Annotated in this window: 29 protein-coding genes; 11 read left to right on the top strand and 18 right to left on the bottom strand. The window is 52.4% G+C overall.

The features are described 5' to 3' along the window. The first annotated feature begins 46 nt into the window (after positions 1-46). Complete coding sequence (locus tag SYNCC9605_RS08645; RefSeq protein ID WP_011364691.1) at positions 47-361, top strand: DUF3303 domain-containing protein; 315 nt, start codon at positions 47-49, stop codon at positions 359-361. Positions 362-1,255: 894 nt separating this feature from the next. Continuing rightward, a complete protein-coding gene (locus SYNCC9605_RS14795; protein ID WP_156783074.1) occupies positions 1,256-1,399 on the top strand; it encodes a hypothetical protein in 144 nt (47 codons plus the stop codon). 565 nt (positions 1,400-1,964) lie between these two features. On the opposite strand, the gene SYNCC9605_RS14790 is transcribed toward SYNCC9605_RS14795, so the two are convergent. Then, positions 1,965-2,120, bottom strand: a complete 156-nt coding sequence (locus SYNCC9605_RS14790) for a hypothetical protein (RefSeq protein ID WP_156783073.1) — start codon at positions 2,118-2,120, stop codon at positions 1,965-1,967. A 1,475-nt stretch (positions 2,121-3,595) separates the two neighbouring features. On the opposite strand from SYNCC9605_RS14790, the gene SYNCC9605_RS08625 reads away from it, so the two are divergent. After that, positions 3,596-3,865 (top strand): hypothetical protein, encoded by a 270-nt coding sequence (locus SYNCC9605_RS08625; RefSeq protein ID WP_011364687.1) that lies wholly within the window; start codon positions 3,596-3,598, stop codon positions 3,863-3,865. A 51-nt stretch (positions 3,866-3,916) separates the two neighbouring features. Here SYNCC9605_RS08625 and SYNCC9605_RS13465 read toward each other — a convergent pair whose 3' ends face one another. Further along, a complete protein-coding gene (locus tag SYNCC9605_RS13465; RefSeq protein WP_011364686.1) occupies positions 3,917-4,309 on the bottom strand; it encodes a hypothetical protein in 393 nt (130 codons plus the stop codon). A 63-nt stretch (positions 4,310-4,372) separates the two neighbouring features. On the opposite strand from SYNCC9605_RS13465, the gene SYNCC9605_RS08620 reads away from it, so the two are divergent. Both SYNCC9605_RS08620 and SYNCC9605_RS13965 read left to right on the top strand, forming a co-directional pair. Further along, a complete protein-coding gene (locus SYNCC9605_RS08620; RefSeq protein ID WP_257928865.1) occupies positions 4,373-4,627 on the top strand; it encodes a hypothetical protein in 255 nt (84 codons plus the stop codon). A gap of 1,849 nt (positions 4,628-6,476) precedes the next feature. Next, entirely contained in the window at positions 6,477-6,746 is a 270-nt protein-coding gene (locus SYNCC9605_RS13965; RefSeq protein ID WP_041434951.1) for a hypothetical protein, read from the top strand. Between the two features lie 832 nt (positions 6,747-7,578). Here SYNCC9605_RS13965 and SYNCC9605_RS08595 read toward each other — a convergent pair. Both SYNCC9605_RS08595 and SYNCC9605_RS08590 read right to left on the bottom strand, forming a co-directional pair. After that, positions 7,579-8,034, bottom strand: a complete 456-nt coding sequence (locus SYNCC9605_RS08595; protein ID WP_156783072.1) for a hypothetical protein — start codon at positions 8,032-8,034, stop codon at positions 7,579-7,581. 47 nt (positions 8,035-8,081) lie between these two features. Beyond that, complete coding sequence (locus tag SYNCC9605_RS08590; RefSeq protein WP_011364680.1) at positions 8,082-8,327, bottom strand: DUF3104 domain-containing protein; 246 nt, start codon at positions 8,325-8,327, stop codon at positions 8,082-8,084. A 264-nt stretch (positions 8,328-8,591) separates the two neighbouring features. Between SYNCC9605_RS08590 and SYNCC9605_RS14785 the strand changes: the two genes are divergently transcribed. From SYNCC9605_RS14785 to SYNCC9605_RS08580, 4 genes are all read left to right on the top strand, one after another. After that, complete coding sequence (locus SYNCC9605_RS14785) at positions 8,592-8,750, top strand: hypothetical protein (RefSeq protein ID WP_156783071.1); 159 nt, start codon at positions 8,592-8,594, stop codon at positions 8,748-8,750. Further along, positions 8,750-8,896 (top strand): hypothetical protein, encoded by a 147-nt coding sequence (locus SYNCC9605_RS14780; protein ID WP_156783070.1) that lies wholly within the window; start codon positions 8,750-8,752, stop codon positions 8,894-8,896. The genes SYNCC9605_RS14785 and SYNCC9605_RS14780 overlap by 1 nt, the downstream gene beginning before the upstream one ends. A 365-nt stretch (positions 8,897-9,261) precedes the next feature. Next, positions 9,262-10,434, top strand: coding sequence for a tyrosine-type recombinase/integrase (locus SYNCC9605_RS08585; RefSeq protein ID WP_011364679.1), 1,173 nt, complete (start codon positions 9,262-9,264; stop codon positions 10,432-10,434). A 23-nt stretch (positions 10,435-10,457) separates the two neighbouring features. Then, positions 10,458-10,730, top strand: a complete 273-nt coding sequence (locus SYNCC9605_RS08580) for a DUF1651 domain-containing protein (protein ID WP_041434946.1) — start codon at positions 10,458-10,460, stop codon at positions 10,728-10,730. Positions 10,731-10,906: 176 nt separating this feature from the next. Here SYNCC9605_RS08580 and SYNCC9605_RS08575 read toward each other — a convergent pair whose 3' ends face one another. The 10 genes from SYNCC9605_RS08575 to SYNCC9605_RS14770 form a co-directional block, all read right to left on the bottom strand. Then, positions 10,907-11,119, bottom strand: a complete 213-nt coding sequence (locus SYNCC9605_RS08575) for a hypothetical protein (protein ID WP_041434944.1) — start codon at positions 11,117-11,119, stop codon at positions 10,907-10,909. Further along, positions 11,119-12,060, bottom strand: coding sequence for a hypothetical protein (locus SYNCC9605_RS08570; protein ID WP_041434941.1), 942 nt, complete (start codon positions 12,058-12,060; stop codon positions 11,119-11,121). Before SYNCC9605_RS08570 ends, SYNCC9605_RS08575 begins: the two co-directional genes overlap by 1 nt. Before the next feature lie 136 nt (positions 12,061-12,196). Beyond that, positions 12,197-12,535, bottom strand: a complete 339-nt coding sequence (locus SYNCC9605_RS08565) for a hypothetical protein (protein ID WP_011364677.1) — start codon at positions 12,533-12,535, stop codon at positions 12,197-12,199. Positions 12,536-12,547: 12 nt separating this feature from the next. Then, positions 12,548-13,123, bottom strand: a complete 576-nt coding sequence (locus tag SYNCC9605_RS08560; protein ID WP_011364676.1) for a hypothetical protein — start codon at positions 13,121-13,123, stop codon at positions 12,548-12,550. Continuing rightward, positions 13,123-13,557 (bottom strand): hypothetical protein, encoded by a 435-nt coding sequence (locus SYNCC9605_RS08555; RefSeq protein WP_041434936.1) that lies wholly within the window; start codon positions 13,555-13,557, stop codon positions 13,123-13,125. Before SYNCC9605_RS08555 ends, SYNCC9605_RS08560 begins: the two co-directional genes overlap by 1 nt. Before the next feature lie 184 nt (positions 13,558-13,741). Then, the gene (locus SYNCC9605_RS08550; RefSeq protein ID WP_041434933.1) at positions 13,742-15,343 is read right to left on the bottom strand and encodes a hypothetical protein; all 1,602 of its coding nucleotides are present in this window, start codon (positions 15,341-15,343) and stop codon (positions 13,742-13,744) included. A gap of 460 nt (positions 15,344-15,803) precedes the next feature. Further along, positions 15,804-16,367 (bottom strand): hypothetical protein, encoded by a 564-nt coding sequence (locus SYNCC9605_RS14775; protein WP_011364673.1) that lies wholly within the window; start codon positions 16,365-16,367, stop codon positions 15,804-15,806. 410 nt (positions 16,368-16,777) lie between these two features. Then, complete coding sequence (locus SYNCC9605_RS08545) at positions 16,778-18,079, bottom strand: hypothetical protein (protein ID WP_156783069.1); 1,302 nt, start codon at positions 18,077-18,079, stop codon at positions 16,778-16,780. Positions 18,080-18,340: 261 nt separating this feature from the next. Further along, positions 18,341-19,771 carry a hypothetical protein gene (locus SYNCC9605_RS08540; RefSeq protein ID WP_257928853.1) on the bottom strand — a complete coding sequence of 477 codons (1,431 nt, stop codon included), beginning with the start codon at positions 19,769-19,771 and terminating at the stop codon, positions 18,341-18,343. A gap of 554 nt (positions 19,772-20,325) precedes the next feature. Beyond that, complete coding sequence (locus SYNCC9605_RS14770; protein WP_156783068.1) at positions 20,326-20,490, bottom strand: hypothetical protein; 165 nt, start codon at positions 20,488-20,490, stop codon at positions 20,326-20,328. Positions 20,491-20,651: 161 nt separating this feature from the next. Here SYNCC9605_RS14770 and SYNCC9605_RS15510 point away from each other — a divergent pair, with 161 nt between their 5' ends. Continuing rightward, the gene (locus SYNCC9605_RS15510) at positions 20,652-20,774 is read left to right on the top strand and encodes a hypothetical protein (RefSeq protein ID WP_257928850.1); all 123 of its coding nucleotides are present in this window, start codon (positions 20,652-20,654) and stop codon (positions 20,772-20,774) included. Between the two features lie 90 nt (positions 20,775-20,864). Here the strand turns inward: SYNCC9605_RS15510 and SYNCC9605_RS08535 are convergent, their stop codons facing one another. From SYNCC9605_RS08535 to SYNCC9605_RS08525, 3 genes are all read right to left on the bottom strand, one after another. After that, positions 20,865-21,284: a hypothetical protein gene (locus SYNCC9605_RS08535; RefSeq protein WP_257928849.1), complete on the bottom strand. Its 420-nt coding sequence runs from the start codon at positions 21,282-21,284 to the stop codon at positions 20,865-20,867. 337 nt (positions 21,285-21,621) lie between these two features. Continuing rightward, entirely contained in the window at positions 21,622-21,888 is a 267-nt protein-coding gene (locus SYNCC9605_RS08530; RefSeq protein ID WP_011364667.1) for a hypothetical protein, read from the bottom strand. Beyond that, positions 21,878-22,174, bottom strand: coding sequence for a helix-turn-helix domain-containing protein (locus SYNCC9605_RS08525; RefSeq protein ID WP_011364666.1), 297 nt, complete (start codon positions 22,172-22,174; stop codon positions 21,878-21,880). The genes SYNCC9605_RS08530 and SYNCC9605_RS08525 overlap by 11 nt, the downstream gene beginning before the upstream one ends. Before the next feature lie 749 nt (positions 22,175-22,923). Here SYNCC9605_RS08525 and SYNCC9605_RS08520 point away from each other — a divergent pair. After that, entirely contained in the window at positions 22,924-24,096 is a 1,173-nt protein-coding gene (locus tag SYNCC9605_RS08520) for a site-specific integrase (RefSeq protein WP_011364665.1), read from the top strand. Here the strand turns inward: SYNCC9605_RS08520 and SYNCC9605_RS08515 are convergent, their stop codons facing one another. Beyond that, positions 24,097-24,309, bottom strand: a complete 213-nt coding sequence (locus SYNCC9605_RS08515; RefSeq protein ID WP_041434930.1) for a hypothetical protein — start codon at positions 24,307-24,309, stop codon at positions 24,097-24,099. It abuts the gene before it with no gap. Positions 24,310-24,370: the final 61 nt, after the last annotated feature.

Below are 24,370 nucleotides of genomic sequence, written 5' to 3'. Positions count from 1 at the left end.
TGTTCAGGGTTTCAGTGCTAGAAGACGTCTTCACTTTTGAGATCAGATGCAGCTCTACAACGTCACTTGGCAGTTCCCTGAGATCGAAGGGCAAAAGGCTGCTTACGCCAAGTTGGTTGAGTACATGGCTAGCGGCGCTGAAGGTGATCACATTGAAGGCTTTGAGTTGATCAGTCGCACGCACTGCCCTCAAACCGGCAGTGGCGTCGTGATCTGCAAAGCGGAAAGCAGCATGGTTCTGTTCAAGCACTTCGCTCCCTGGCGCGCGATGTTCGGCGTTGAATTCGATATGCAGCCTGCTTTCACCGATGAGGAAGCCTGTGCATGCCACAAGGAGTTGTTCGAGATGATGGGGGCCTGACTCAGGCTCACGCCCTAAAAAATTGTTTTGCAGCCCCTGCCGTTGGCGGGGGTTTTTTCTTGCCTGAGCAGAGGCAAAAAAAGCCCGGTCATCACTCCCGGCTCCATGCGCAGATGAACCTGTCTATCGGCTGAGGTTTCACACGCAAGAGGGCAGCAATACCCATCCCTCTGCTGGTCGAGCGTTTTCAGCTCGGTTCATTGCGAAGTGGCCGCAGGTTCGTGAGCAAGGGGCGCTGGGTGGCGGCTGTGCTCAAGTGAGCTTGTCTAAACGTTATTTGCTGTCGTCCAACTGTCAGGGGGTGCCCGATAGTCGTGCGCAAAAGAGGATTTTTGTCAGGTGACTTTGCTCACGTTTTGCGCACACCTGCGCGTAAGCAATAAAAAACCGCCCTTTGCGGGACGGCTTAAACACCAGCTGGGGACTGGTTTCTGATCGCATCGGGGAGACAGGATTCGAACCTGCGGCATCTTGCTCCCAAAGCAGCCAAGGGTCCTCTGAGATCCATTGTGGTGCATCGAGTTTGAGATTCAAAAAGCAGGGTGCTACCACACGGCTACCAGATTTAGCTCTCCTCCTTTTGGCCGCTACCAAGCCTGATTTTTCAGGTCCGATTCCAGAGGATTGCCTTTGCCTTTTGCTAGTATAGGTGTACTGCTCAGGTGGTTGATGGAGGAGTGGGGTTTCTTGGATGACCGGGAGCTTGATTCCTTCAGGGGGCGCAGAAGCTGTTCGACCTGCACTCACTTCGGATAAGTGACCCTCGGCCAATGCCAGGTGCTTGGCAGCTGTCACCTCAGGCAGGGTTTGCTGGCCCCTGCAGCACACCCCCTCAAGAGCTGTAAGTATTGGGTCTTCTGCTCAGCAGTGGATCCGTACAAGGAGGACGCCTGAATGGACGCCACTCAGAAGCTTTTAGAGAAGCTCGTAGAGAGACGGGTGCAGAACACCGGAGAGTCTCAAGCGGTGGCTACTGCAAACGTGCTCGCTGCCTTCGAGAAGCTCAAGAAGATAAAGACCCAGCCCGCATCCGGCTAATCGCTGTACGTGACGGTGCACCAGTAGCGGGTCGACATCCCAACGTCTTGACTCCTGCAAGCGGTGTCTGTCACCGATGCACCTTTGGGAACTCCACGCATTGCTTCAGCAGTCGCGAATTCTTCTGACATTCCTTCGGCTGTGACCTTGGCCTCATGGGCAAACACAGTTGCTGGCGTCAGCAGCAACAGAGAGAGGAGCGCAGCAAGTCGCATGGGAAGTAACTCAGCACTTCAATTTGATAGCAACTTCAGGGCGACCTCCCTTCCCCCACTCATTGCTGCTTATGGGGCTTGGATGAGAGCTCACTGACCCAACATCACGTTTCTCTTTATCACTTGCCAACCTGACCGCTCGGATCTGTACGGAGCCCTTGCTTGAGAGAGTTGAGGGCTATTTTCTTGCTCGAACGAAACCACCGGCCAAGCCGAAGGATGGTGGTTCCGCTGTTCCAGAGGTGTTGGGCTGAAGCTCCTTTGGCGTAACCCTGTCGAAGCAGGGCATGACGCATCACCCGCTGCGTGAAGGTCGTGTAAGCCGTACGCATAAATACTTATGCACTCTGTTAGGTCTGAGTCGCGTCATGAGAGACGGCAGTCACGGCACCGAACATCAGGACTTTTTCTTTGGCGAATCCACGGCAGCCTGTTGAAGCCTTGAGCATGGGTGTGGGGCGATAGGGATACCGCCCCGCCTTCTTCTTTAGGTCAAGCGAAACCACCGGCTAGTCGACCGAGCGATAGATGGTCTCGCTACCCCAATGGTGCGGCCGTCCCTGGGGTAATTCCGGCATAACGCTGGTGAAAAAGCTCGTGATGTATCTACAACTACCCACTCGCTGAAGGTGTGACGGTCATCCGCACATCAGCTTCCGCTCTCGATTTTTAGTTTCTAAAAGCCTGAGGCTTCACTCAGGTAGTTGGGCGACCTCCGGCTTCTTGAGGAACTGGAGGTTATTTCTCTCAATTTTGAGGGAGAAGCGGGCCGAGTTGCTGGGACCTTTGATCCGTTGACGGGAATGGCCACTGATTTGACTCGGTCCAGTCACCAGTGGTAGCGAGCCGATGTGTCCTCGATGAGGGCTCACTGACCCGACGCTGCAGCTCTTCTTTCAATTGCCAAGCTATGCAGGTCAATCAGACATGAGCCCCTTTATTCAGAGCTGGGGGGCTCATTTTTTGGGCGAGCGAAACCACCGGCTAGCGCCAAGAAGTGGGTGGTTCCGCCGCTCTTGCCCGGTGCAAAACAAGAGCACCTCTGTCGTAACACTGCATCGACAGAGCGGAGCGCATCACCTGTCACCTATCGACAGACCCGACCGATCAACAGGGTGGAAACAAAGGAGTGCCAGCTTTGCAAAGCACACCCCCCTGAAACCGAACTCATCTTGATGAGGTCAAGCGGAGGTGATGGGGCAACTCAATCCGATATGCAGGATCGGCATACCGAGGTTTGGTCTACATCCGAACTACTGGTGACGCTTTGCCTCTGTTCCGCTTCTCACCACCGCAGGTTTCAACGGGCAAGCCAGTGCGCGAAACGGCGTGTGTCGTCCATCAACGATGAATTCACCGAGAGATTGAGCGTGGTGAAGGTGAATCTCCATCAGATCTCCTACCAACTACCTCGGTGTAACCAGAACACAATGCGGGTCAAGTATCATCTGTTGCTATTTCGGCATTACTTCGGGTTTCCTCTTATCGGAAGTAGTTTATATGTTCTTCAAGTGCCTGTGTCACTCAATCTCGATTTCCCTCAAGCCCTCATATTCAATGAGGCTGGCAGCGGCTGGACATTTACGCGAGAATATCAGCAAACTGTGGTCTTCGTTACACCCTGCCTTCCATGACCGAGGCCATAAGCAAGAAGTGTTCTCAGAAACAAAGCGGCATTAGCAGAGCTGATTACTCAAACTCCACGTGGCTCATCCATACAAAGAGTCGAAGGCGGCAAGTTCATGGTTTGCGATAGCGAGCAATCGTGTTTCTTCGCTCGCAGCCTCTACTTGGCTGAAGAGCACCTTGAGGAGATAGAGCATGGATACAGCTTTCCCTACTCAACAAGCTTCCGGATTGCCCGGCCTGACTGACTGACAGGCTTGCATCGGCTAGGCAATAGAGCCTTCATGACCGGTATAAAAGCCTATTGATTTTGTATCGGTTGCTACTAAGATATGCATAGATCTCGAAGTGACCTATGGCGTTACTGCAGTCAGTCGGAAGGAAAATTCTGACCTACGTTTCGCCGAGTGCGAAGAAGCAATCTGCTTATTTTAAAATTACGAGGGATATTTCCGAAGCGCAATTCTATCTTGGAAACAGATTTCAGGAAATTTATTTATGGCAAGAGGTCGCAGATCGCGACATGGACGTCTCTCGAATAGAGAATCTTTTGTATGGATGCTCTTTCCATGATGACGAAGTAGCCATGACTGAAGCCGATGAAAGCTTTATGAGCAAAAAATAAAATCACTTTACTTCACAACGCTTCATCGTGATGTTGTTACGGGTGTAATAGTCACTTTGTTGCAATATCAATCTCAGACCTTTGCTTCATCAGGCCCAAGGCACGGGATGTGGTAATCATGATGGCTTTTCTTGTAACTATTGGTGCTGGCAGGCTTATTACGACGGTGATATAGAAATCATATGGAAAAATCTCCGTAGGCGAGTTGCCCTCTTGGGCGGTTTTTCTATGGAACTCTTTTATCTTTTTTATAAATTTATGATCTAATGAGCAAGTTAGGCTTCCAAATTTGGTTTGCAAAGATATTTTCTCTAGGCGATTCTGTGCCGTGGTGCTGAGCGTACCTTCGTCAAGTTTGACTTGGCTGTCGCATAATCCATTCAACCCTTCGTCATGATTAAAACGATTTAAGAGATTTATCTGGCTGGAATAAGAGTTCACCATGGACTATGCCGCCATAGAGTATGATTTGCCAGTTACAAGACTCTGCTTGCGCTTTAGATGCCCATGAACGGAGAGTCTGTTGAAATTGAAATTCGTACCCTTTTCGCTGATCTTAAAAAAGACACAGTAGAATCACTATTAATTCAGTTCTCTGACTGGGGTCTCAATATTCGTATGTTTCTTAATGGCGATAGCCTTGAACTTGATTTAATAAAGAATTTAAAGGGATACGAAGTGACTTTTGTTGATCACAGGGATAAGGAGCCTGTTCAGGTGAATGAAATTTCGGAACTCATTCAAATCCTCAATATCACTTAGGCTTTAAGTCTCTCAATTTTTAGTCTTTGATTCCGTCAAACTGTAATCCTTGAGACATCCCTCTTGTGCGAAAATGTGGAAGATGGAAATGTCTTATTGCAAGGACTTATTCACTGATGTATGTCAAGGATCTTTGGATCCGATCCGTTCTTTTTGCCTTATCTGGTCTGATGCTTGCAGTTGGCTTCATCAAAATAAAAGAACAAACTCAATCCTTAATGGTGATCACAGCAGGATTGGTCTCGCTTGCGATCGTTGTCAGTAAGGATCCTAATCAAGATTTGTAGTGAACAGGTTTTTAATTGCAGGCTGATTGTTTGTTGTCAGTACTGTGCTTTCATCGCCTCCATCATTTATCCGTGAAGTGGCCTCAGCAAGGGGAATGGGCAGGAGCAACTGGATCAGATCCGTCTGCATCGAAGCTGCAGCCCGTCCATCCACTGACAGGGATCTTGTGAACAGTGTCAACGTGATCGACGAGCGGGCACGTGAGGTGATGGTGGATGTGATTGAACTTGTCGCCCTTATGTTTAGCGAGAAAACAAAAACGGACAGATGCGTATTGAAGTGAGTCCTACAAGAGACTGATTGAGGCAGCGCCTCTCTCCTCTGTTTGGTCCTGTTGGTGCGGTGGATGCACCTTGCTTTGTAGCTGGTTTGGTAGCCGGCTGGCTCAGACCCATTGCTGTGCCTGGCTTCTGGCTGGCTTGGGTAGTAAGATTTTTCTGTGCCTGGCTGGCCCTTGGCTACAAATTCAAGTACCCCATAGGGGGTGTTTGCGTCCCTGTACCAACGATGTAGGACTTCACGCTTTTTCGACAAAAATTTGAAGGAAAGGCTCTACAAGAGTCCTAAATATTGTCAACTTTAGATATCTAAGATAATAGATAGGCTCCTCACAGGCGACCACAGAGGCCTCTAAGAGGCAATGCAGTCCTAGTCCTTCTGCTTGCAATCCCAAGCCCAGAGTAGGATAGAGGCAAGAAAGAGATAAATAATGGAACCATCATCAATATAGCCAGGAAAGAAAACTTTTAAAGAAAACACCAGCAAACCATCTGCCAGCAGAGTCCATAGCAAGCTTCTGTAGTTGAACTCAAATCTCATGACTAACAACAGGTGTCTTGATAATCATAGGTATCAAACTCTTGAAACAGACACTCTGCTTCGAGATCACTCGATGCATCTAGTAAGTATTCGCATCTAACTTTTAACCAGTTAGACACCTGTATCTGTTGAGCTTTTGGTGTCTCGTTCGCAGTGATGAGCTTCAGGTTCCTTCTCTGGTTTTGCTCCCAGTAGGACATGACATATCGAGGAGGCCAAGAATTTAACGACTCCACTCAAAGAGGTCTGTTGCCTAGATGACCTATGTAGATTTTCCAAGATGAGCCAACCAATAAAGGAAATTACATAGACATTAATAATTAGCAGATTGTTCAATGGAAAAAAGATGTCCCAGACAACAGAAACAGACACTGCTACTGTTATTAGCCCTGGCCATCCAAAACCAGAAAGCCAATCCATTATCAGGACGCAGCCTCTAAAGGGTCATCAAACTCATTAATTAAGGAAAGAGCCTACTCAGCAAGTTCCTTGGATAGAAGAAGTTCAGACCTTGTCTTCAACCAATTAATAGTTTTAAGGACCTCTAGTTTTGGAGCCTCGTCAACAGTAATCATCTTAAGATTACTTTCCCACGCAGACATGATAAATAAAAAAATGACTATCCTTGTCTGAGACACCCTTGGATTTCTGTTGCCTAGATAACCATTGCCAAAGTGTACTAGATGCCACTTGTCTCCAATAGCCATGAGATCTATCCTTCATACAGGACAACTTGGCAGCAATGAATTCACATGAATCAGATGCCTACTCAAGAGCACTAAAGCTGTTTACAGCATCGGTGATAAAGCCTGACCATGATTTAAGGAGACTAGCAAGTGACTACCATTGTTATGAGGAGTTAATGGAGATCAGATATCATTGCCTGACCTACCTGCAAAGCTTAAAAGAGATTCATGCAATAGATTCTCCTGATGAAAGTGATGACCTTGAAGCAGAAAAGATAGGACTTGAAAAAGCAGCTGCTTCTGGAGACCTCTTATTAAGCCAATGAACAATGCAATCACTCCGATCGAAAAGCTCTTGGTGGCTCAGATATGGGAAAAAACCAGGCTGTCTTATTTTCAATCACAATGCAATGAAGACAAGGTAATTGAGATCACCAAGAAGCTAAAGGTCATTATGAAAGAAATAGAAGATGCCAATTGGGAGAAATGATTGCACAGGGCTTTCTATAGAATAGTAAAAATTATTAATAACTCAGAGTATAATTTGTTCGTCAGGAAGATCATCGGAAGAGTCTTTACAAGGTTTCAGGCCACGACCAGCAGCAGTGGTTGAACCTATAGACTCCATCTTGTAAGAGTGATTCTTTTTGTTATTGCGACCTAATTTCTTGTGAGGCTTAGGTGCGTGAATGCCTGTGTTGTCTTCGTAGCTAACGCTTGTCTTCTGCGGATTAAATCCAAGAGCCATCACTCGGCCTCATAGGCATAATCAGCAATGAAAGCTTTCACGTCTTCAGTCCGTGCCTACAGGGCAGCAGCTACATATTTCTCAGTCAGTGCAATGATGCCTGTGACCGGTTGAGTAGGGATCCTGTGCCTATGTCAAGGCAATAAAAAACCCCAGTCATTTACTAAGGTCTCAGGTATCAGCTGGGGACTGATGGGCATCGGGGAGACAGGATTCGAACCTGCGGCATCTTGCTCCCAAAGCCGTGGCACTTTTTTGGTAGCCACAGGGCTTTGGGGCGTTCCAGCGGCATTAGCTCGCAGAACAGCTCTCAGCTCGAGCTCGACAAGCACCGAAAAGCCCTGTCGCTCGCAAAACTTGGGGTCGGGGGTGGTGAAGCAAGCGCATCAGACCCTTGGCCCCGGTTTTAACTAGAGGCCCAATCCTTCCTTAGTTGGTAGCGGACAACCTTCAAACCATGTTGCCTCAAATTTTTTGAAATCATCTTCTTGGAAATATTCAGCCATTGCTTGAGCACCGCCTTCTATAAGCTCAAGAAGCTTTGCCAAGGCTTTAGCCGATTCAGGGGATTTTTCTTCAGCTCCATAGGTTTCATAGAGAATGCGATAAGCCTCCGGCAATTTTGACTCAGCAAAAAATCCCTCCTTATACAGGTCACACGCACTCTCTAGCCGTGGTATCCACGTCAGCATTCCGAAGGCCACGGTGACTTGTTCAAGACTATCTTGGTCTAGAACCTCTTCTTCCAAAGCATCTTGTACGGAAGCAGTTTCAGCTGAAACACGTGATGGTGATGCAACTGAAGCAAAGCTGGAAATAGCGAATGCAGCAGTGATGCTGAGGCAAAGACGATATAGAGGGGCCAAGGCTCTAGTCCTGACATCAATGGGACTTCCCAAGGATGGCAGCAATTTCAGACCCTTGGAACGATGTGAGTCACCAGGTCAGCGTTCACCCAGTTGATGACGCCGGTATCGACATCAGCCACCTGAAACAGGGTGGGCACCTTCGGATTTCTGGCGCCGCCATCGACCCAGATCACATCAGCCATCCGCCAGTCCTTGCCGTCCTTCACGATCACGGTCATCCCCGCACGAACGTGGAGAAACACCGGGTCCGTCTTTGGTGTTGCGACACCGCTCGAATGGCCAGCCGACATTCCTCTTGAGCTAATACAAATGCACTAGAACGGGTTAGGGGGGCAGGGCAAGGCAGCAACCGTTAAGCCCTGCCGGGGATCCGAAAAATGACACTGTCCATGGGTACGGAACCTAGTGACAGGCCGCGTCGGTTCCCGTACGGTCAACTCACGAACGCAGTGCCCACTGGTCAAGTGGAATCCCTTTCGGCCAGAGCAGCTCCAAGTGCAGCCTATTGGGAGTCGGTCTGATGTTTTGAACCCTGCAAGACAGGGCAGTTTTTTATGCCGCAATCGCCACTAAAGGAGGTGCTCGCCGATGCCCGGCAGCAGGCCAACCCCTTCGCCCTGGTACTGAAGCGCAGGGCCATTGCCGACCAGCACCGCAATGCTCAGAACAACGTGTGGCTGGCCGAGTACCTGAAGCACCGGGAGCAGGGCTGATGGCGGAGAGCTGGGTAACCACGAAAGTGATGGCGGATTATTTCGCCATCTCGGTGCAGACGCTGCGGAAGCGGTGGGGCGGCTTTAGCGGATTTCTCGTCGAGTGTGAGCACTGGCGCGTCGGCATTCCCCAGAGCAAGAAGTGAGAAAGAGTTCTTGCGGTTATTTTCTAGGAGCTCGCCCTAGGGCTCGCAAAGTGGGCTGAGAAGCCCTAGAAACAGCTTGCTTTAGCAGTGCAAGCAATAAAAAACCGCCCCTTGCGGAGCGGCAGACATGTCAGCTGGGGACTGACTTTTTTACGCATCGGGGAGACAGGATTCGAACCTGCGGCATCTTGCTCCCAAGCAGCCTGGCTATCTAGTCCGTAACTGGGTTTTTCTAGTCGTGGACTCAGTTCTGGCAGTGTTTCTGCGTCACCAGTCGTCAGCAGATGCCACCAGATGCTTGACGCTCACCACACGCTCACCACACGCTCACCACACACTGTGGGTAGCAATATGCCTCCCATCGATTGGCAGTCCTTCGCCATACCGAGCCCTGGGTCAAGCCTTTCCGCGATCAAGTGCGTGCCTCCACCGCACCCGACTGGTGGGTGCTGAATAACCGTGGGCGGATGCGCCTGCAGGTCAAAGGACTGGGCAGCGTTTCACTGCCTTACCCCTGGACCGTTGAGGGTTCCACGCAAGCCCTGCTCCGTATTCAGCAGATCTTCAAACGCTGGGCTGGTGGTCAGATCACCCTTGCCGCTGCTGCACAGAACGCAGACACCAGCAGCAGTCACCAGAAACTGAATTTCAGCCAGCTAATTGAGAAATATCGGGCGTTCGTTCCCAACGCTGGCGACACCACCTGGAAGACGTTTTATCTGCCAGTCCTGCGCAACTGCGCCAAGGCATTCGACCACCGACCACCAGTGGACGGTGAAGCGTTAGCGATGCAATGCCTCGCGCAATGGGAACAAGGCTCACGGATGCGCCAGACGAGCCGTCAGAAGCTCTATGGCTTCCTGAACTGGGCGGTGCAACGGGGACACCTCAAGCCCATTTACAGCCCCCCTGCAGCCCTTCCTGAGGTGCTGAAAGCCAAGCGCATCGGATACCCCCTCAGCGATGCACAAATCCTCCAGCTGCTGGACAACCTGCCTGAAGGTGAAGTGCATGACCGTTGGCGGTTTGCCATTCAGCTGTGCAGCATTTATGGGCTGCGCCCTGAGGAATTGCGCCACCTCGTCATCAAAGACGGCGTAAGCGGGGCAGAACTGTGGACCACCTACCAAAAATCAATGGGTGGCACCAAAGGCGCGAAGACTGAACCCCGCAGGCTGCACCCCCTGCTCCTGCGTGATTCCGATGGTTCCGCCATTGATTGGAACCTGCAGGCTCGACTCCAGGTCGGTGAGAAATTGCCGCCGTTGAACCGTGACGGTGATGGTGGTCAGGCGCTGAATCAATACCTGCGCCGCCGTGCCGTGTGGATGGCAATGCGGGACGACGCCAAGAAACAGGGCGAACAGCTCACCCCCTATTCATTCCGCCATCGCTTCGCCAAGGGGATGCACGCCGCCAATATCCCCATCGCCAACATCAGCGAGGCAATGGGGCACACCATCGAGGTTCACCTCAAGAGCTACGCACGGTTCAAGCCCAATGCGACGGCAGACCTTGTGGCAGCAGTCAACCTCTGACCGATCTAGCCAGAAACCACCCCATGGCAAACAAGAACCGCGCCACCAATCCCCCGCCCGAGAAACCGGGCGGTGAGGGTTGGCTGGTGAGTCCTGAACAGCAGTTGCTTTGTCAGTTCAAACCTGACTCAGCCACGGTCCATGCGCAGTGGGTTGCGGTGCGCACCTATCGCTGGGTTCCGCCTCGCCCGCCAGTGCCGCAAGCCCGCAGACGGATGCTTCGGCATAACGCCATCGATGCGTGGGACAAGATGCTGAAAACAGGCTGGCGGCGGTGCTCACCACCAGTCAGATAACGCTGATCTGACTCCTCTCATCGCTCATGACAGAGGAGTCAGTGGTGTTATCAGCGGCCAATGGTCATTGGAGAAACCATTGGATGGAAAGCCCTAACGGCAGAACTTCCGAAGACACCCTCAGCCCGGCTGGTGTGCAGTGCCGTTCAGATGACGCGATGGCAGTGGTCAGATGATCACTTCTGGCCGTAAAGGTCGATCCAGTCGATCGACCCCCAGCCCCCTTCCAGAAACTTCCTGCAGCGACGACGGGCAGCGCAGTTCTCTGCCTCGCTGTGATTCCTTGCCTGGAGTCCCACTTGCTCCTGCAGCCCACTCCAGCGGGCATTACTCAACAGCTGGTCTTCAACCTCACCACGGCATTGCTTGCGTCGTCGTTTGGCAGCCATCACCGCAACCGCGACAGCATTTGCCTGGCGATCACCAGCACGTCCTGCAGCCGCAGTTCCACTGGATCACCCAGGGCAGCGGTCTCTGGGATGCGTTCCAGCTCACCGCGAATGCGACTGAGTGATCGCAACGTGGCAGCAGCTCGAAGGTCTGGTGATTCGTCCAGTTCCTTCAGGAAGTCCTGCACCTCAGAGATCAATTCCGCCTTGCCTGCCATGCAGTCCCAGGCAGTCGATGAATGAGTGAAGCCAGCACTGCCCCCAGTGCCAGCAGGTTCGACGGGCTGCCCTTCAGCAACGACTGCGCCCCCGCAGTCATCGCCTTTAGGTGGATCCACCACGTCGGTCTTTTCTGGTGGTCTCTCAATGACCGCTACAGGCGAGGCGCAGCAGGTCGATTCAAATTCGGCTTCGTGCTTGATTTCGGCGATCAACTTGTCGAGCTTTCGCCCTATCCGTTGTCCGCATTCGCCCTTGGGCTTGCGGCTATGCGTCGTTGTTGCTGGTGGTGTCGTGATGGGTTCAGTCATGTCTGGAGTGGCTTTTAAGGACCGCTCCAGCCGTTGGCGCTGAAGCGTGACAACAGCAGGTTTGGGGGCTGCTGCAACCCGTTGTTTGACTTGATTCCCAAAGCCTGCACGGCGTTCTTGGTCGCGTTGGATGATTGCTGCGCGGCGTTTCTCCCAGGACTCCGCTGCAGCCTTCTCCTGCTCTTCGTGCTGCTGCTCTGCGAGCTTCACCAGGTCAACCCAAGAAACCTTGGCGCCAGGTCTGCCGCTCATCCATGACTGGCATTGGCGGAGAAGCGTCATTGCTGGCTTCAGCTCATGGGGGCGCACACCGATCTCCAGCTGCGCCAACAAAAAATCAGCCACCGCTTCGGCGCCACCGTCGGGCGATGACGCCGAATAAATCCAGAACAAGCGGGGATGTTTTTCCAACGCTCGAAATAACGGGCTGGGCTTTGGTCCCCATGGGCGGATGCCGTATTTGGCATGATCTCGCCTGGGCGATGGCAACTCACAGCCATGCGTCGGCAGCCAAGTCACCTTTTGCCCCCTTTCTTCAGGGCACGGTTCACAGCGCGTTCAGTGGCGTTGTCGCTTGCTGTTCAGCCAGGAACGGCTTGGCGCTGCTGTCGACTTTCGGGTCGTAGCCGTCGGTGCCCGTAGTAAGTGCAGTGGTCACGTATTTCCGCTCGATCAGCCCTTCCATCGCTGGTTCCAGCTGGTCGTCGAAGCTGCGCTTCACGCTGCTGTCGATGGCGCTCCCCAGGTCGTACCCGGTGAATGTCTCCAGGGTGGTGCGGTTCCGGCGGATGCCGTCGTCGATCTCCTTCTGGCTGACCTGAGCCTTGGCGAGTCGACTCTCCATTAATGCCAGCTGATCAACGACCGCATTCGAGCGCTCGCCCATCAGCGTGGTGCTCTACTTCACCCTGCCTTCCAGGGTGGTGATCGGTGCCGTTAACGACTTCAGCTGAGCCTGCGTTTCCAGGTGTTGGCGCTCGTGAACAACCTCGCTCTCTTTGGTCTGATTCCGAAGAGAAGCCTCGACTGCAGCAGAGTTAACAACTGTCTGAGCCAGCTGCGACTCGGCTTCCACCAGGCTGTCTGATCTCTGGATATCCAACGCTTGGTCACGTTGCGATAGCTCCTGCCGGAGTTCGCGGACCTCGCCCACCAGGGATTCGACGAGACGCTCCAGCTTCGTGATCTTTTTGCCCTGCGCTTGGGCAATATCCGTGAGAGCGAGCGCAGTTCGATCAAAGAGGGTCTCTCCTTTTTTCTGGTCCTCTAGGGCATCTAAGGAGTCGAGATAAGCGCTCTGCTGATCTGGAGACAGCTCGTAATACCCGGGATCCAGCGCTGGGTACTCACGTCCTCGCGCCTGGATCGTGATGCGTTGTCTCGCAACTGGCTTTGGTTGGACAGGGCGTGCCGGGGTGTCTCCCCCCAATGCCCGTTGTCTTGCGCGCTCCAGTGCAGTGGTGTTCTTTGCCATCAGTTGCCACCTCGCGTTACGTGCAGTTGTTGCTGGTGCCGTGCGTTCTGCTGGTCTTCTCCCTCGATCATTCGTCGGGCGGCATGCTCATTTCCCCCGGCACGCCTCAGCGTGTTGTAGAACCGCATATCTGCAGTTCGCTCCTCCATTTGCTTCAGCAGCTGCTCTTCAGCGTTCTGGCGTTGCGCCACAACCTCTTTCACATATTCAGGATCGTGCTGAAACAGATCCTTCTGTGCCGCTTCACTCAATGCTTCGCCTGATTGCAGCTCAGCCATCGTCGCCAGACTCAATCCACCGCCAGCAGCAACACGCCACTTGGCAGCCATCACAGGATCGATCTGCTCCACTGCACCCTGAATAAAGGTCGCAGTAGATCCACTCTTTTCAAATGGATTTTCAGGCTTGATCTTGGTCGTATCTTCCCCAGCCATTCGACAGGCTTGGCTCAACACCTCGATTTCTTTTTTGGTTATCATTTGCGGGCTGCAATGTCCCGGATAGACCCCTTAATTTTAATTGTGGCTAATAAACAAAATCTCAGCAAAAACCCCGCCATTGCTGACGGGGCCGATGATTCTGTATAGCCTTTCCCAGAAATATGAGTTGGAAAAAATCTTAAATGTCTGCGAAGGCTGCTATGGAAATCTGATTATCACTATGCAAATCAACTCCAATAACAGCACTGCCGAGATCCTTGCTTTCCATCATCGTTCCAAGTGAATCCATAAAGCGTGGGTTAATCCCTTCAATATGACTGTTGATGTCGTTGTTAACTGGATCATCACTCTGATTTCCGTCAGGTCCCCAGTTGGTAACAGGATCTATTTTGACAAACCATTCAAAGCGACCAACGGCATCTGCATCATGCTGAAGCTCACCTATGGGATCGCCATCAATTTTTCCGTTCCATTCAATTAGCAGCTCATAACCAGTAATTAAATCACCTCCCTCTTCGTGAAAAGGACCATGATCAATATCAGCATCGACATCCCTCAAAGGGCTATCTGAATTGGCATCAGGATCACCTTGGTCTTCATTGGCGGGGTTTGGGCGTTTCTCCTCGTCCCAATCATCATCATCATCGCTTGGACCGTCAGGCTCTGGCTCTTCTTGTTCTTTAGGTTCGGTTGGTTCCTCCTTAGGTGGAACATAGTCTGAATCTTTAGAATTCGGAATTCCGTCACCATCATTATCGCCATCGGTAATCATTTCTTCCGACACAACTTCCCAGCTCGCTGACTCATCATCTTCTCCTTTTACGGGCTTTCTTACTGTTTCTTTGAACCGGCCTGTGGGATTTCCCTCAGAGTCAATTTCTCTTTCGAATGTATGTAGCTGACCATCCTTGTCCAGGTAGGAGACAACACCATCATTGCTGACCCTTCCTCGGGCAGCAGATTCATTTCTTTGGTCTTGTTCTTGGTTAATATTACCTTGCCTTTCTTGATTTTGCCTGAAAAGCACTTCTTGCAGCTCTGTATTTCCCTGTTGCTGAGCCTCTGCCTGTTGGTTGTTAATGGTTTCTTCGACTGTGACCTCTACGCCTCGTCTTGTTTGGCGATTGATCCTTGACCTTCTATTGACACGCGGTGATTCCTGCTCCAGATCCAACTCTTCTTGCTGAGAATCCTCTGTCTGAGGACGAGTGATGGCTGGGCGCCGTGTCAGGCGACTTTTTCCAATCCGGGTATAGAAATGTGCTTCTTGTTGTTCTGCTTCTCGGTGCAAGTTTAGACCCCAATTCTTGGCTCTTTCACTTTCCAAATATTCTTCAATTACAGCAGCGGGTCCGCCTTCTGATAAGCGATCTTTGAGAGCACCACTTACTGCTCCAAGTCCTACTGCGAGACCTCCAGCAACCCAGCCTGGGGGTCCAGCTACGATACCAACAGTTCCACCAACCATAAGCCCTTCGAAAGCACCTTCTGCTAAATCTTTGATTAATTCCCCGACAGTTGTGCCTTCGTTATCCTGAATAAGCTCTCTGCTTTCGTCTAAGAAAGCATCTTGAAATGCTTCGGCACTATATTCGATAGCAGCAGCGCTTGCACGACCGGCAGTGCCTAATCGCTTCAGACCACCGGTCAACAGATCGATGGGTTCGCCGTTGATCTCTTTGATTGCATCATCTGCAACAATGTTTCCTGCGTTGGTCAGAACATCACCGAGAAAGCTGTTGCCTTCTTTTTGTTGTGCGTTGGGATCTTTGCGAGTCATGGATCTGAAGAGTGGTGTGGAATAGCTCCCTCGAATGCACACACCCTCTCTGGAATCACAGGACCATTTGATGACCTGCCTCATGCAGGGCTGTGAGTTTGCTCACAGGTGCTCAAACACGCTGCAATGACTGCTTTTAGAGGCTCTCCACCCGTGAACACACCATTTCTGTTCCAGTTGGGAATCACCTCCCCCATCTGAGGGATTTATCTAGCGAATCGCCTCCCCCAACTGGCTAGCCAAAGAAAACCCCGCCATTGCTGACGGGGTGAAGTGTGTTTGTGAGGTTCTGTCGGGAGATGGATAGCGACAACAACGCCCCCTGCTTTCCCCCAAAGGGTCTTTTATTGCTTTCAGTCAGTTAGTGATGACATGAGGCTTCCCGACGTAACAGCTTGCCCGCTGTTTCAGGAAGCCAACAAAAAAGGTCCCTTGGTGGAGGGACTTTTCAAGCCAACCGTTAGCGACCAGGCGGCAGGATGTATGTGTGTTGAACCTCGGCCCAAGCGTCCCGGCCCATGCAGGCTTCGGACAAAGCCAGGCAAGTCATTTTCCCTCCGTCCTTCAAGCCAGGCACGAAGCTGATTGGAGGCTTAGGCACAACATCTCTACGCAGCCCAAGGGCGTCGCGGCAGCTCTTAGGGAGCACGTAGTAGTTCCAGGACTTGCAGTGGTTGGCCCACTGGCTTCGCGTCATGCATGATGGCGACAAAGCCCGGCATGTACGGCCCCTGTAATCATCAGGCAGGAAGCGTGTTGCAGGCTCAGAATCGTTATGGCTATGCGAGGCGATCGCATCGCGGCAACTCTTGGGCCATGGGTGGTGGTGCATCGGGTAGGTCTTTCGGCAGTAGTTGGCCCACTGCTGTTTGGTCATGCACCCGGGCTTCAAGGCAAAACATGTCGCCCCGCGGTAACCGTCGGGAACGAACCGGGTGGAGCCGATGGTGTGGGCTTGCCCTGCTGGAGCGAACAGCAGCAAAGCCTGAAAGGGAAGCAAAACAAGAAAGTGTTGTGGTGCCATGGTTTGCGAGGGTTGGTTTGGAAAGCGTCGGGATGTGCCTTAGCGATACCAACAAGATCGATGAATTCAGACGGTCAGTTGATGACCCCATACAGTGCTGCTTGTGATCTTGATCACACCCCAGGTGCTCTTCTCAAGTGCCTTGTTTGTCAAAAAAGACAACAGAACCCGTGCCGTAACTAGCCAACGAAAAACAAGTCCTTTACTTCACCAGACGATGGATCTTTCAAGTAGCTGCTTTCCCCCATATGAATGATCAATAAAAGCCCCGCTATGACATGAGTTGAAGTGTGTGAGGCTATATCGTGAGATGGATAGCGACAATCACAATGCTCTATGCTTTTCCATTGCGGGTCTTGTATTGCTTTCAGCCACTTTCAATCTATATCAGGCTTACCGAAGTTTACAAGTCAAAAGAAATCGTCCCCCGCAGCTGTCATTGACTCAACAAAATTGTTTTGATCATTTTCAGAATCATTATGAGTCGGAGCGATGTCGCATAAGACTTCAGATTGGTCGATTATTACATACTCAGATTCAGATTGCGAATCACCCCAGTTAGTGTATGGATCAAGAACATCGATACCAATAATCATCTCAAAATGAGCCTCGCCTTCCTTTCCATCAGGGCCCCAATTTGTAATCGGATCAAGTTGATCAATAGGTCCCTCATACGAGGAGTCATCGCCTCCACCGCCTTCGCCATCGGGCCCCCAGTTGATGTTGCTATTCACATCTCCTACAGATGAGTCTGCTTCTTCATCATTTCCACCTTGCCCATCATCCATAGGATTGTTTGTTGTTTCAGTCGAATCGCTATCTTGCCCGTCATTATTTTGACCATCATCAGACCCTGAATCGTCTGTGTCATTGTCAGGCTCGTCATTATTGTCAGGCTCGTCATTATTGTCAGGTTCTTCGTTGCTGTCAGGCTCCTCGTTGTTGCCAGGCTCCTCGTTGCTGTCAGGCTCCTCGTTGTTGCCAGGCTCCTCGTTGCTGTCAGGCGCCTCGTTGTTACCAGGCTCCTCAGTGGCACCAGGCCCTTGGGTTGCGTCAGGGGACGCTACCGGCGGTGCTTCTTCTGCGGAATTGGATGAACCAAATAAGCCCCAGACCCATTTAGCTGCTTTGGTTAATGTTCCTTCGGAACCACGTGCATAATGACAAGTTTCACTGACAACATTGCCGGCAACAAATCCAACGACTGGAGTGCCCAGTAGGCTTCCATACACGCCCGCTTTCAATCCTACAAAGTCACATGTCAGTGATTCAGCTTCGCTGTTTATATTTACACTTTTTTTAGCCATGCCAATATGAGTGTATGCGTCATATGCCTTCATGCCTCCTTTTGCAACACTGCCCCAGTTTCCCCTAGAGCCGACTTGGACTGCTTGAGCTCTATTGGCCAGCTCCTCGCCATGTGGTGCTTCTTCTCCAAAACTAAAATCCTTATCTATGTCGATAAGTCCTGATCCAATACCATGTCTATCGAAATCACCTTTGATTTGAGCACTGCCTGCATTCCCATAATCTAAAATCATTTCCGCTTGGATGTTCTTGTTGAAATCTGTGTGAACTTTGCTGGTATCAAATCCAAGCTCTTGTATTTTATTGATACTCAGGTCTTTCGCAAAAGATCCAGAGAGATTGGTGAAGTTTAGTTCTTTCGTTGCAATGCTTCGGTTGAATCTTTGGTTCAGCTTGAAGGTCATTGCCCTAAGTGGTGTGTGGTTTGTGTCTTTGGGGTCTCCCCCTCCGATGTACACACCATCTCCGGAATCACAGATCCAGTTGATGACCTGCCTCATGCAGGGCTGTGAGTTTGCTCACAGGTGCTCAAACACGCTGCAATGACTGCTTTTAGAGGCTCTCCCCCCGTGAACACACCATCTCTGTTCCAGCTGGGAAGCACCACCCCCATCCGAGGGATTTATTCAGTGGGCTTCATCCCCCATCTGGGTGGGGGGCTCGATTCACCAGCGACCAACCACCTTCAACCCACGCGCTACAACTGCCCGCTTCCTGTCCTCTGCCCACATCAATGGATGCGGTCCTGACTTCGTTCCACCTCTGAAGTTGTGCTGCTTTTGATTGGCTGCAGTCAGCACATACCTCACCGCGTCAGCTGAGTGGTCAGGCGCCGCCTTTTCCATGTCCTCAGGGTTTTTATCGTCGCTAATGCAATACGGAAGCGTTGCCCATAGGCTTTCGCATCGTTCAGAAATGAACAGTCCCGGCTGATCACTGCCCGCTTGCCACAGCAACGACTTCATCAACTGCCAACCCACTGCCCTGCTGCTTTTCGGGCTGCCAGTTACCTGCCATCCATATTTCTTGAATTCAGTGCTCAACGTCACGGGTTCGGAATAACCACCAAACCCCAATTGCGCAGTAACCGCTGAATCCATAACCGTTCTGCGGGGCGAAATGGCACCTTTCGGGAAGCCATGCCGCTGATACAACGTCTTCACCCGCTCAACGAACTGCGGGGCAGTCAAAGTGCGATCACCACGATTCCATTCCTTTGAACCGTCTGGCTGAACGCCGTATACATATTCCGCATCAACACAAACCCAACTGCCCCGCGCGAGATGTTTCCCTGCAATCGACATCGGCTCTTGCAGTTGACTCATGAGTACGACGCAGGCTGGCGATGCAGTGCCCCAGTCCCCGCCAATCCAGCAGTGCTTCGCCTTCGTCTCGTATCTCAGTTGCCCGTCACTATCGGCAAGCCACGGCACCTCGAAATCACGGGGCAGCATCGACCGTTCAATACTCAGGCAAGAACCAAAAAATCCAGCAGTGACCTGACCCCATTCACCTAGGACTTCTGCGGCAATGTTTGATTCATCGCCAAAGCAACTGGCGCGTAGTTCTGCCTCGTATTGATCAGGATTGGAGAGATACGGGTTGTCCCGCAGGGTGGACTTCACCCAGACCGCAGGCTGGGCACCAAAGAACTCACAATTGAAGATTCGATTGGGCAGCGCCTTGGTGACGACGTAATCCCGAATCCACCAGCTGCCTGGACCCAAAGGGTTAGCCGTCGCAATGAACTTCGGCACCACTGTTGGGTCTGTGGTCCGCATCGATGACCTAGCCCTCAGCACCACTTGTGGGTCTGATTCCTGCCCCAGCTTGTCCCAAAAAATGTGGCTGAGGTCTTCACCCTGAATCTTGTTAAAGGCGTCTCCAGCATCTATGTGGATGAGCCTCAGCGTGCCCCCATTACTCAACCTCCATTGCCTCTTGGCTTTGAAGTATTTGGAGCCAGGCATCAGCGTTGGCACCTGTTGATAAAGTAAGTCTTCGAGCTTCGATAGACCCGCCAGGTCTCTTCTGATTAGGACCGCATTGAATGCCTCACCGCTGATAAGCCCGAAATATCCAATCAGCCAAATCAATAGGATGATTTACCATCACCCCGTCCACCAGCCAACACCAGCGTGTTGAGTTCATCGACGGATTGCACTAAGCCCGCAACTTTCCGCTGCCACGGGCTTAGTTGAATCGTGCGGGGTGAAGTATCAGCCAATTAACTACAACAACTCTGCTGCATCCATTCTGGCTGAGTCAATTTGGTGTTTATCAGATGGACAGGAGAATGCGGCAATTATTATTCGTTCATTTTTTCTTCGTCTCAATTGGGTATGAGGCAGTTGTCAGGTGTGTAGCCAAGAAATAGCATCGTTGACACGCCAAGAAGCCACCCGATAAACATTGCCCCCCAAACCAATTGATCTGTGTTCACTGCTTCTTTTTTCATAGGTATTCCTGGATAACTTCTTCAAAGTACCAAAATCATTTTTGCCTGGTTGGGTGTGACGGAGCTGTATCAGACACCTCAATCAAGAGAGTTCGCGCCAGTTCTCTCAACTGAATTGCTGGATTCCGCTATTCATCATCTCGGTGTAGGTCATCGCTCGACGTGGTCGCAGCAACACCTCACCCAATCGATTCATCCCATCAAGCCCCAGCCCATAAACGCCACATAGGTGATGCGTTGATGCTCACTCCACTCCTCTTCAGTGAAGCCACCCTCACGGTGCAACCTGATGCCTTCCTGGTGATGCTCTGCAATCGCTCCCATGTCACTGGTCAAGTCCAGGGGCAATGCAGCCATGCGGAAATCAATCGCAAGGCTTGAAGGTAACACTGGTTATTTATTGCGCCACCGTTAGCCTGTGTGGCACGTAGACGCGTCAGGGCGTGGGTTCAGTCGAACACCTCAGGCAACATCAATACAGCGTCCCTGAGGGGCAGGAACCACTGGGCAAGAGCCCGATGACTGTTCGCCTGTACGCCAGTGACCATGACGCCATCAAAGCGATGGGCAAGGCAGGTGGTCCCTTCGTTCGTGCAGCGGTGCGCAAGGCACTGCAGCAGCAAGCCCAGCAGCAGCAATAACCACCACCAGTGGTCGATGACCACACACCTCACTACACATGGGGCAAGAAATGCAGTCACTGACTGGCTGGTGTTTTGCTAACCCAGCAATTACACGTCAATCGCCTGCTGATTCCACTGCTCTGGCGTGAGCTTTCCAGCGGTCTCACCTTGCTGGATGAAATCCTTCACCACGTTGACCTGCACCGCCTGGACGCCAGTGTCAGGGCTCAGTTGGTTGTTGAGTTGCCGTGCGCGGCGATCGTGATGCGTTAAGAGGGCACGAAGCAAGGCAGGGTCAACGCCAGCCTGACGCGTGACCTTGGTGGTGATCCGACCACTGGGCTCGGTGACCGTTTCCGTGACGGTGCGACCGTTGAGCCGTTGCTGGGTGATTGCCTCGCGCATTTCGCGTTCGCTGAGATTCCAGCGCTCTTCACTGATCGCCATGCGCTCATCCAGCGAGAGCTTGTTCACCGGGTGGCTGCGTGCCGCCTGCTGGATGAACTGACTGACCCGCGCTTGCGTCACTCCCAACTCCCTGGCGATGTCATATTGCGTGACACCATTGATGTGCATCATCCAGGCTTTTTCGCGTCTGGTTTCTGCTTCTTTATTTGCCTTAGTTGATGGAGCCACGTTGTTATTAACTCGGACCTATTGAAATTTATAAGGCGTCTCAAGTCGAGGAGTGCAGTCTTTCACTTGTTCGTCCCCCCATTTCTGTTCATCAGTTGCGGCGCAGGGGGTTTGGCTCGAACACCGGAATTGTTCGCATTGTTTTTCTGTTCGTGCATTGTTCGCGGTTTGTTCGGGGCAGATCCACTGCAGCGCAATAGATGAACAAAAAAACAATCTATTTTCTTTTTCATGGGAGAGAGGGCATCCGCCGCCAGAGCATTTCCCCTTGAAACTCTTCTGAATCCTGCGACTCAAGGACGTTGTAATCGGTGATGAGGTCACGCAGAGTTCGTCGCACTTGTTGCTTGGCGTTGGCGGCTTTGGCGCGACTTGGATCCAGTCGATTGAAGACCTGAGTAGTGGACAACCAATCGTCAGTGGTGGCATCCCAAACAGCTTTTTTCCAGCCTTTGAATCGTTGTTCAGCTGAACCCTCTTCGTCTTCACGCTGCATTTCTCGGACTTCTGCAGCCGTGCCGATGAGGTCCCAGGTATTGCTGTTGCGTCTCAGCACGACGCTTGGCTTCTGCCTCCACCAATTCCTTGGTGCGCTCAGCCATCGATTGCCTGATGGCGGTGACGTTGTAAGTGACGGGACCACCAGCGGTGCCAGTGGCAAAGATGAAGTGATCGCCAGGGGGCAACCTGCCGTCACGCCGCATCGTGCGGATGGTGCTGTTTTTAATTGCCAGAAGTTCTGCCGCTTCCGACTCAGACACCCATTGATGGGCGGTATCCATTGAGAGGGGTCAGTTAGATCCCTTGGCCTTGGCAGCTGCTTCGTCGAGCAACGCGATTGCTTCCTTTGAATAAGTCAGCACACCAAAGGGGTGCAGTCCCGCTCCAATGCCAAATCCTGAATTTCCTTCGGGATACGGATGGTGACTCCGTTCCACCGAATGGTGGTTCTGGATTCGTGGTGGTGGCGAGACGGACGCGGCAAGTTCTGAGCTTCCAGTGAAGGGGGGAACAGAACCACCTGTCGTGCAACACCTGGAAAGGGGTCCGCGTCACCTCCGACGCGCCGACACCACATGGGGTGATGTCAGGTAGGGACCAGGGAGACCCTGGCAGGAGAACGGCAAGGCAGAACCTTGTGCGTTCATCTCTCGGTGAAACCATCTTTGACGTGACGCGTGGACGTGTCAAAAGGTGGCAGAAAACTTGTGTGGTGAGCGCGGCGTGATCTTGATCCCTCACCACACCGTGACCACACACGCACGCGCGAGCAATAAAAAACCGCCCCTTGCAGAGCGGCGGAAATGTCAGCTGGGGACTGACTTCTTATCGAATCGGGGAGACAGGATTCGAACCTGCGGCATCTTGCTCCCAAGCAGTATGGCTCTCTAGTGCTGGACTGGGTTTCTCCAATCAGCGACTCAATTCTAGCAGCAGTTCTGCGTGATCTGGTGTCAGCTGGTGTCAGCAGGCGCTTGACGGTTTTGGCACGCCTTTGGCACATTGGGGGTAGCAATATGCCTCCCCCTCGATGCCTCGCGTTTCTGAGACAGACGCATGGATCAAGCCCTTTCGCCGGCAGGTCGCAATCACCTGCGGCGATGGTTGGTATGTCCGCAACAACCGCGGGCGGATGCGCCTCAATGTTCCTGGGCATGGCACCCTCTCGCTGAATTACGACTGGTCAGAGCGGGGCGCGACACAAGCCCTGCCGTATATCCAGCAGCTGTTTAAGCGGTGGAACGGTGGTCAGATCAGCCTTGCCGCTGCGGCCACGTCTACAAATACGAGCAGTAGCCACCACACCCTGAATTTCACCCAGCTGATTGATAAATATCGGGAGTTCGTTCCTAACGCTGGCGACAACACCTGGAAGTTCCATTACCTGCCGGTGCTGCGCAATTGCGCCAAAGCATTCAGAGAAAAACCACCGGTGGACGGTGAAGCGTTGGCGATGCAATGCCTGGCCCAATGGGAACAGGGCTCACGGATGCGCCAGACGAGCCGTCAGAAGCTCTATGGCTTCCTGAATTGGGCGGTGCAACGCGGACACCTGAAGCCCGTTTACAGCCCCCCTGCGGCGCTCCCAGAAACCCTGAAGCCAAAGCGCATCGGGTATCCCCTCAGCGATGCGCAGATCCTGCAGCTGCTGGACAACCTTCCCAAGGGTGAGGTACATGACCGATGGCGCTTCGCCATTCAGCTTTGTGCCGTCTACGGGTTGCGGCCTGAGGAGTTGCGGCACCTCCGGATTAAGGACGGGGCAAGCGGGGCTGAACTCTGGACGATTTATCAGAAGTCGATGGGGGGAACCAAGGGAGCCAAGACAGAACCGCGGCGGTTGCACCCGCTGCTGCTGCGTGATGCCGATGGTTCCGCCATTGATTGGAAGCTCCAGGCACGGTTGCAGGTGGGCGAACAACTGCCGCCGTTGAACCGTGAGGGTGATGGTGGCCAGGCGCTGAATCAGTACTTGCGCAGACGCACGATGTGGATGGCCCTGAAGACTGAAGCCGAGCACCAGGGTGAGCAGCTCACCCCCTATTCATTCCGCCATCGCTACGCCAAACAAGCTCACGCGGCACGGCTTGCCGTTGCAGAGATCAGCGAGGCAATGGGCCACACCATCGAGGTGCATCTGAAGAGCTACGCCCGGTTCAAACCGGATGCGACGGCCGCCAACTTCGCCGCGGCCAACGTCTGATCATTTCTGGCCGTAAAGGTCGATCCAATCAATCGACCCCCAGCCACCTTCGAGAAATTCACGCGTCCGACGACGGGCAGCGCAGTTCTCTCGTTCTGAATGGTTCTGCTGCTCCAGGCGGCGCTGTTCGTTCAGCCCGCTCCAGCGGCCCATTGCCAATGCCTTCTCTTCAATCTCACCCTGGCTTTGCTTCCGCCGTCGCTTGGCTGCCATCAGCGCAATCGCTCGACTGGGGGATGCGCCGATCCCGGGGATTGGGCCACGGTGTTGTCAG

Source organism: Synechococcus sp. CC9605, from assembly GCF_000012625.1.
Lineage (GTDB): Bacteria > Cyanobacteriota > Cyanobacteriia > PCC-6307 > Cyanobiaceae > Parasynechococcus.
The sequence above is the reverse complement of the archived record's forward strand: the minus strand, read 5'-3'. Positions and strand labels throughout refer to the sequence as shown.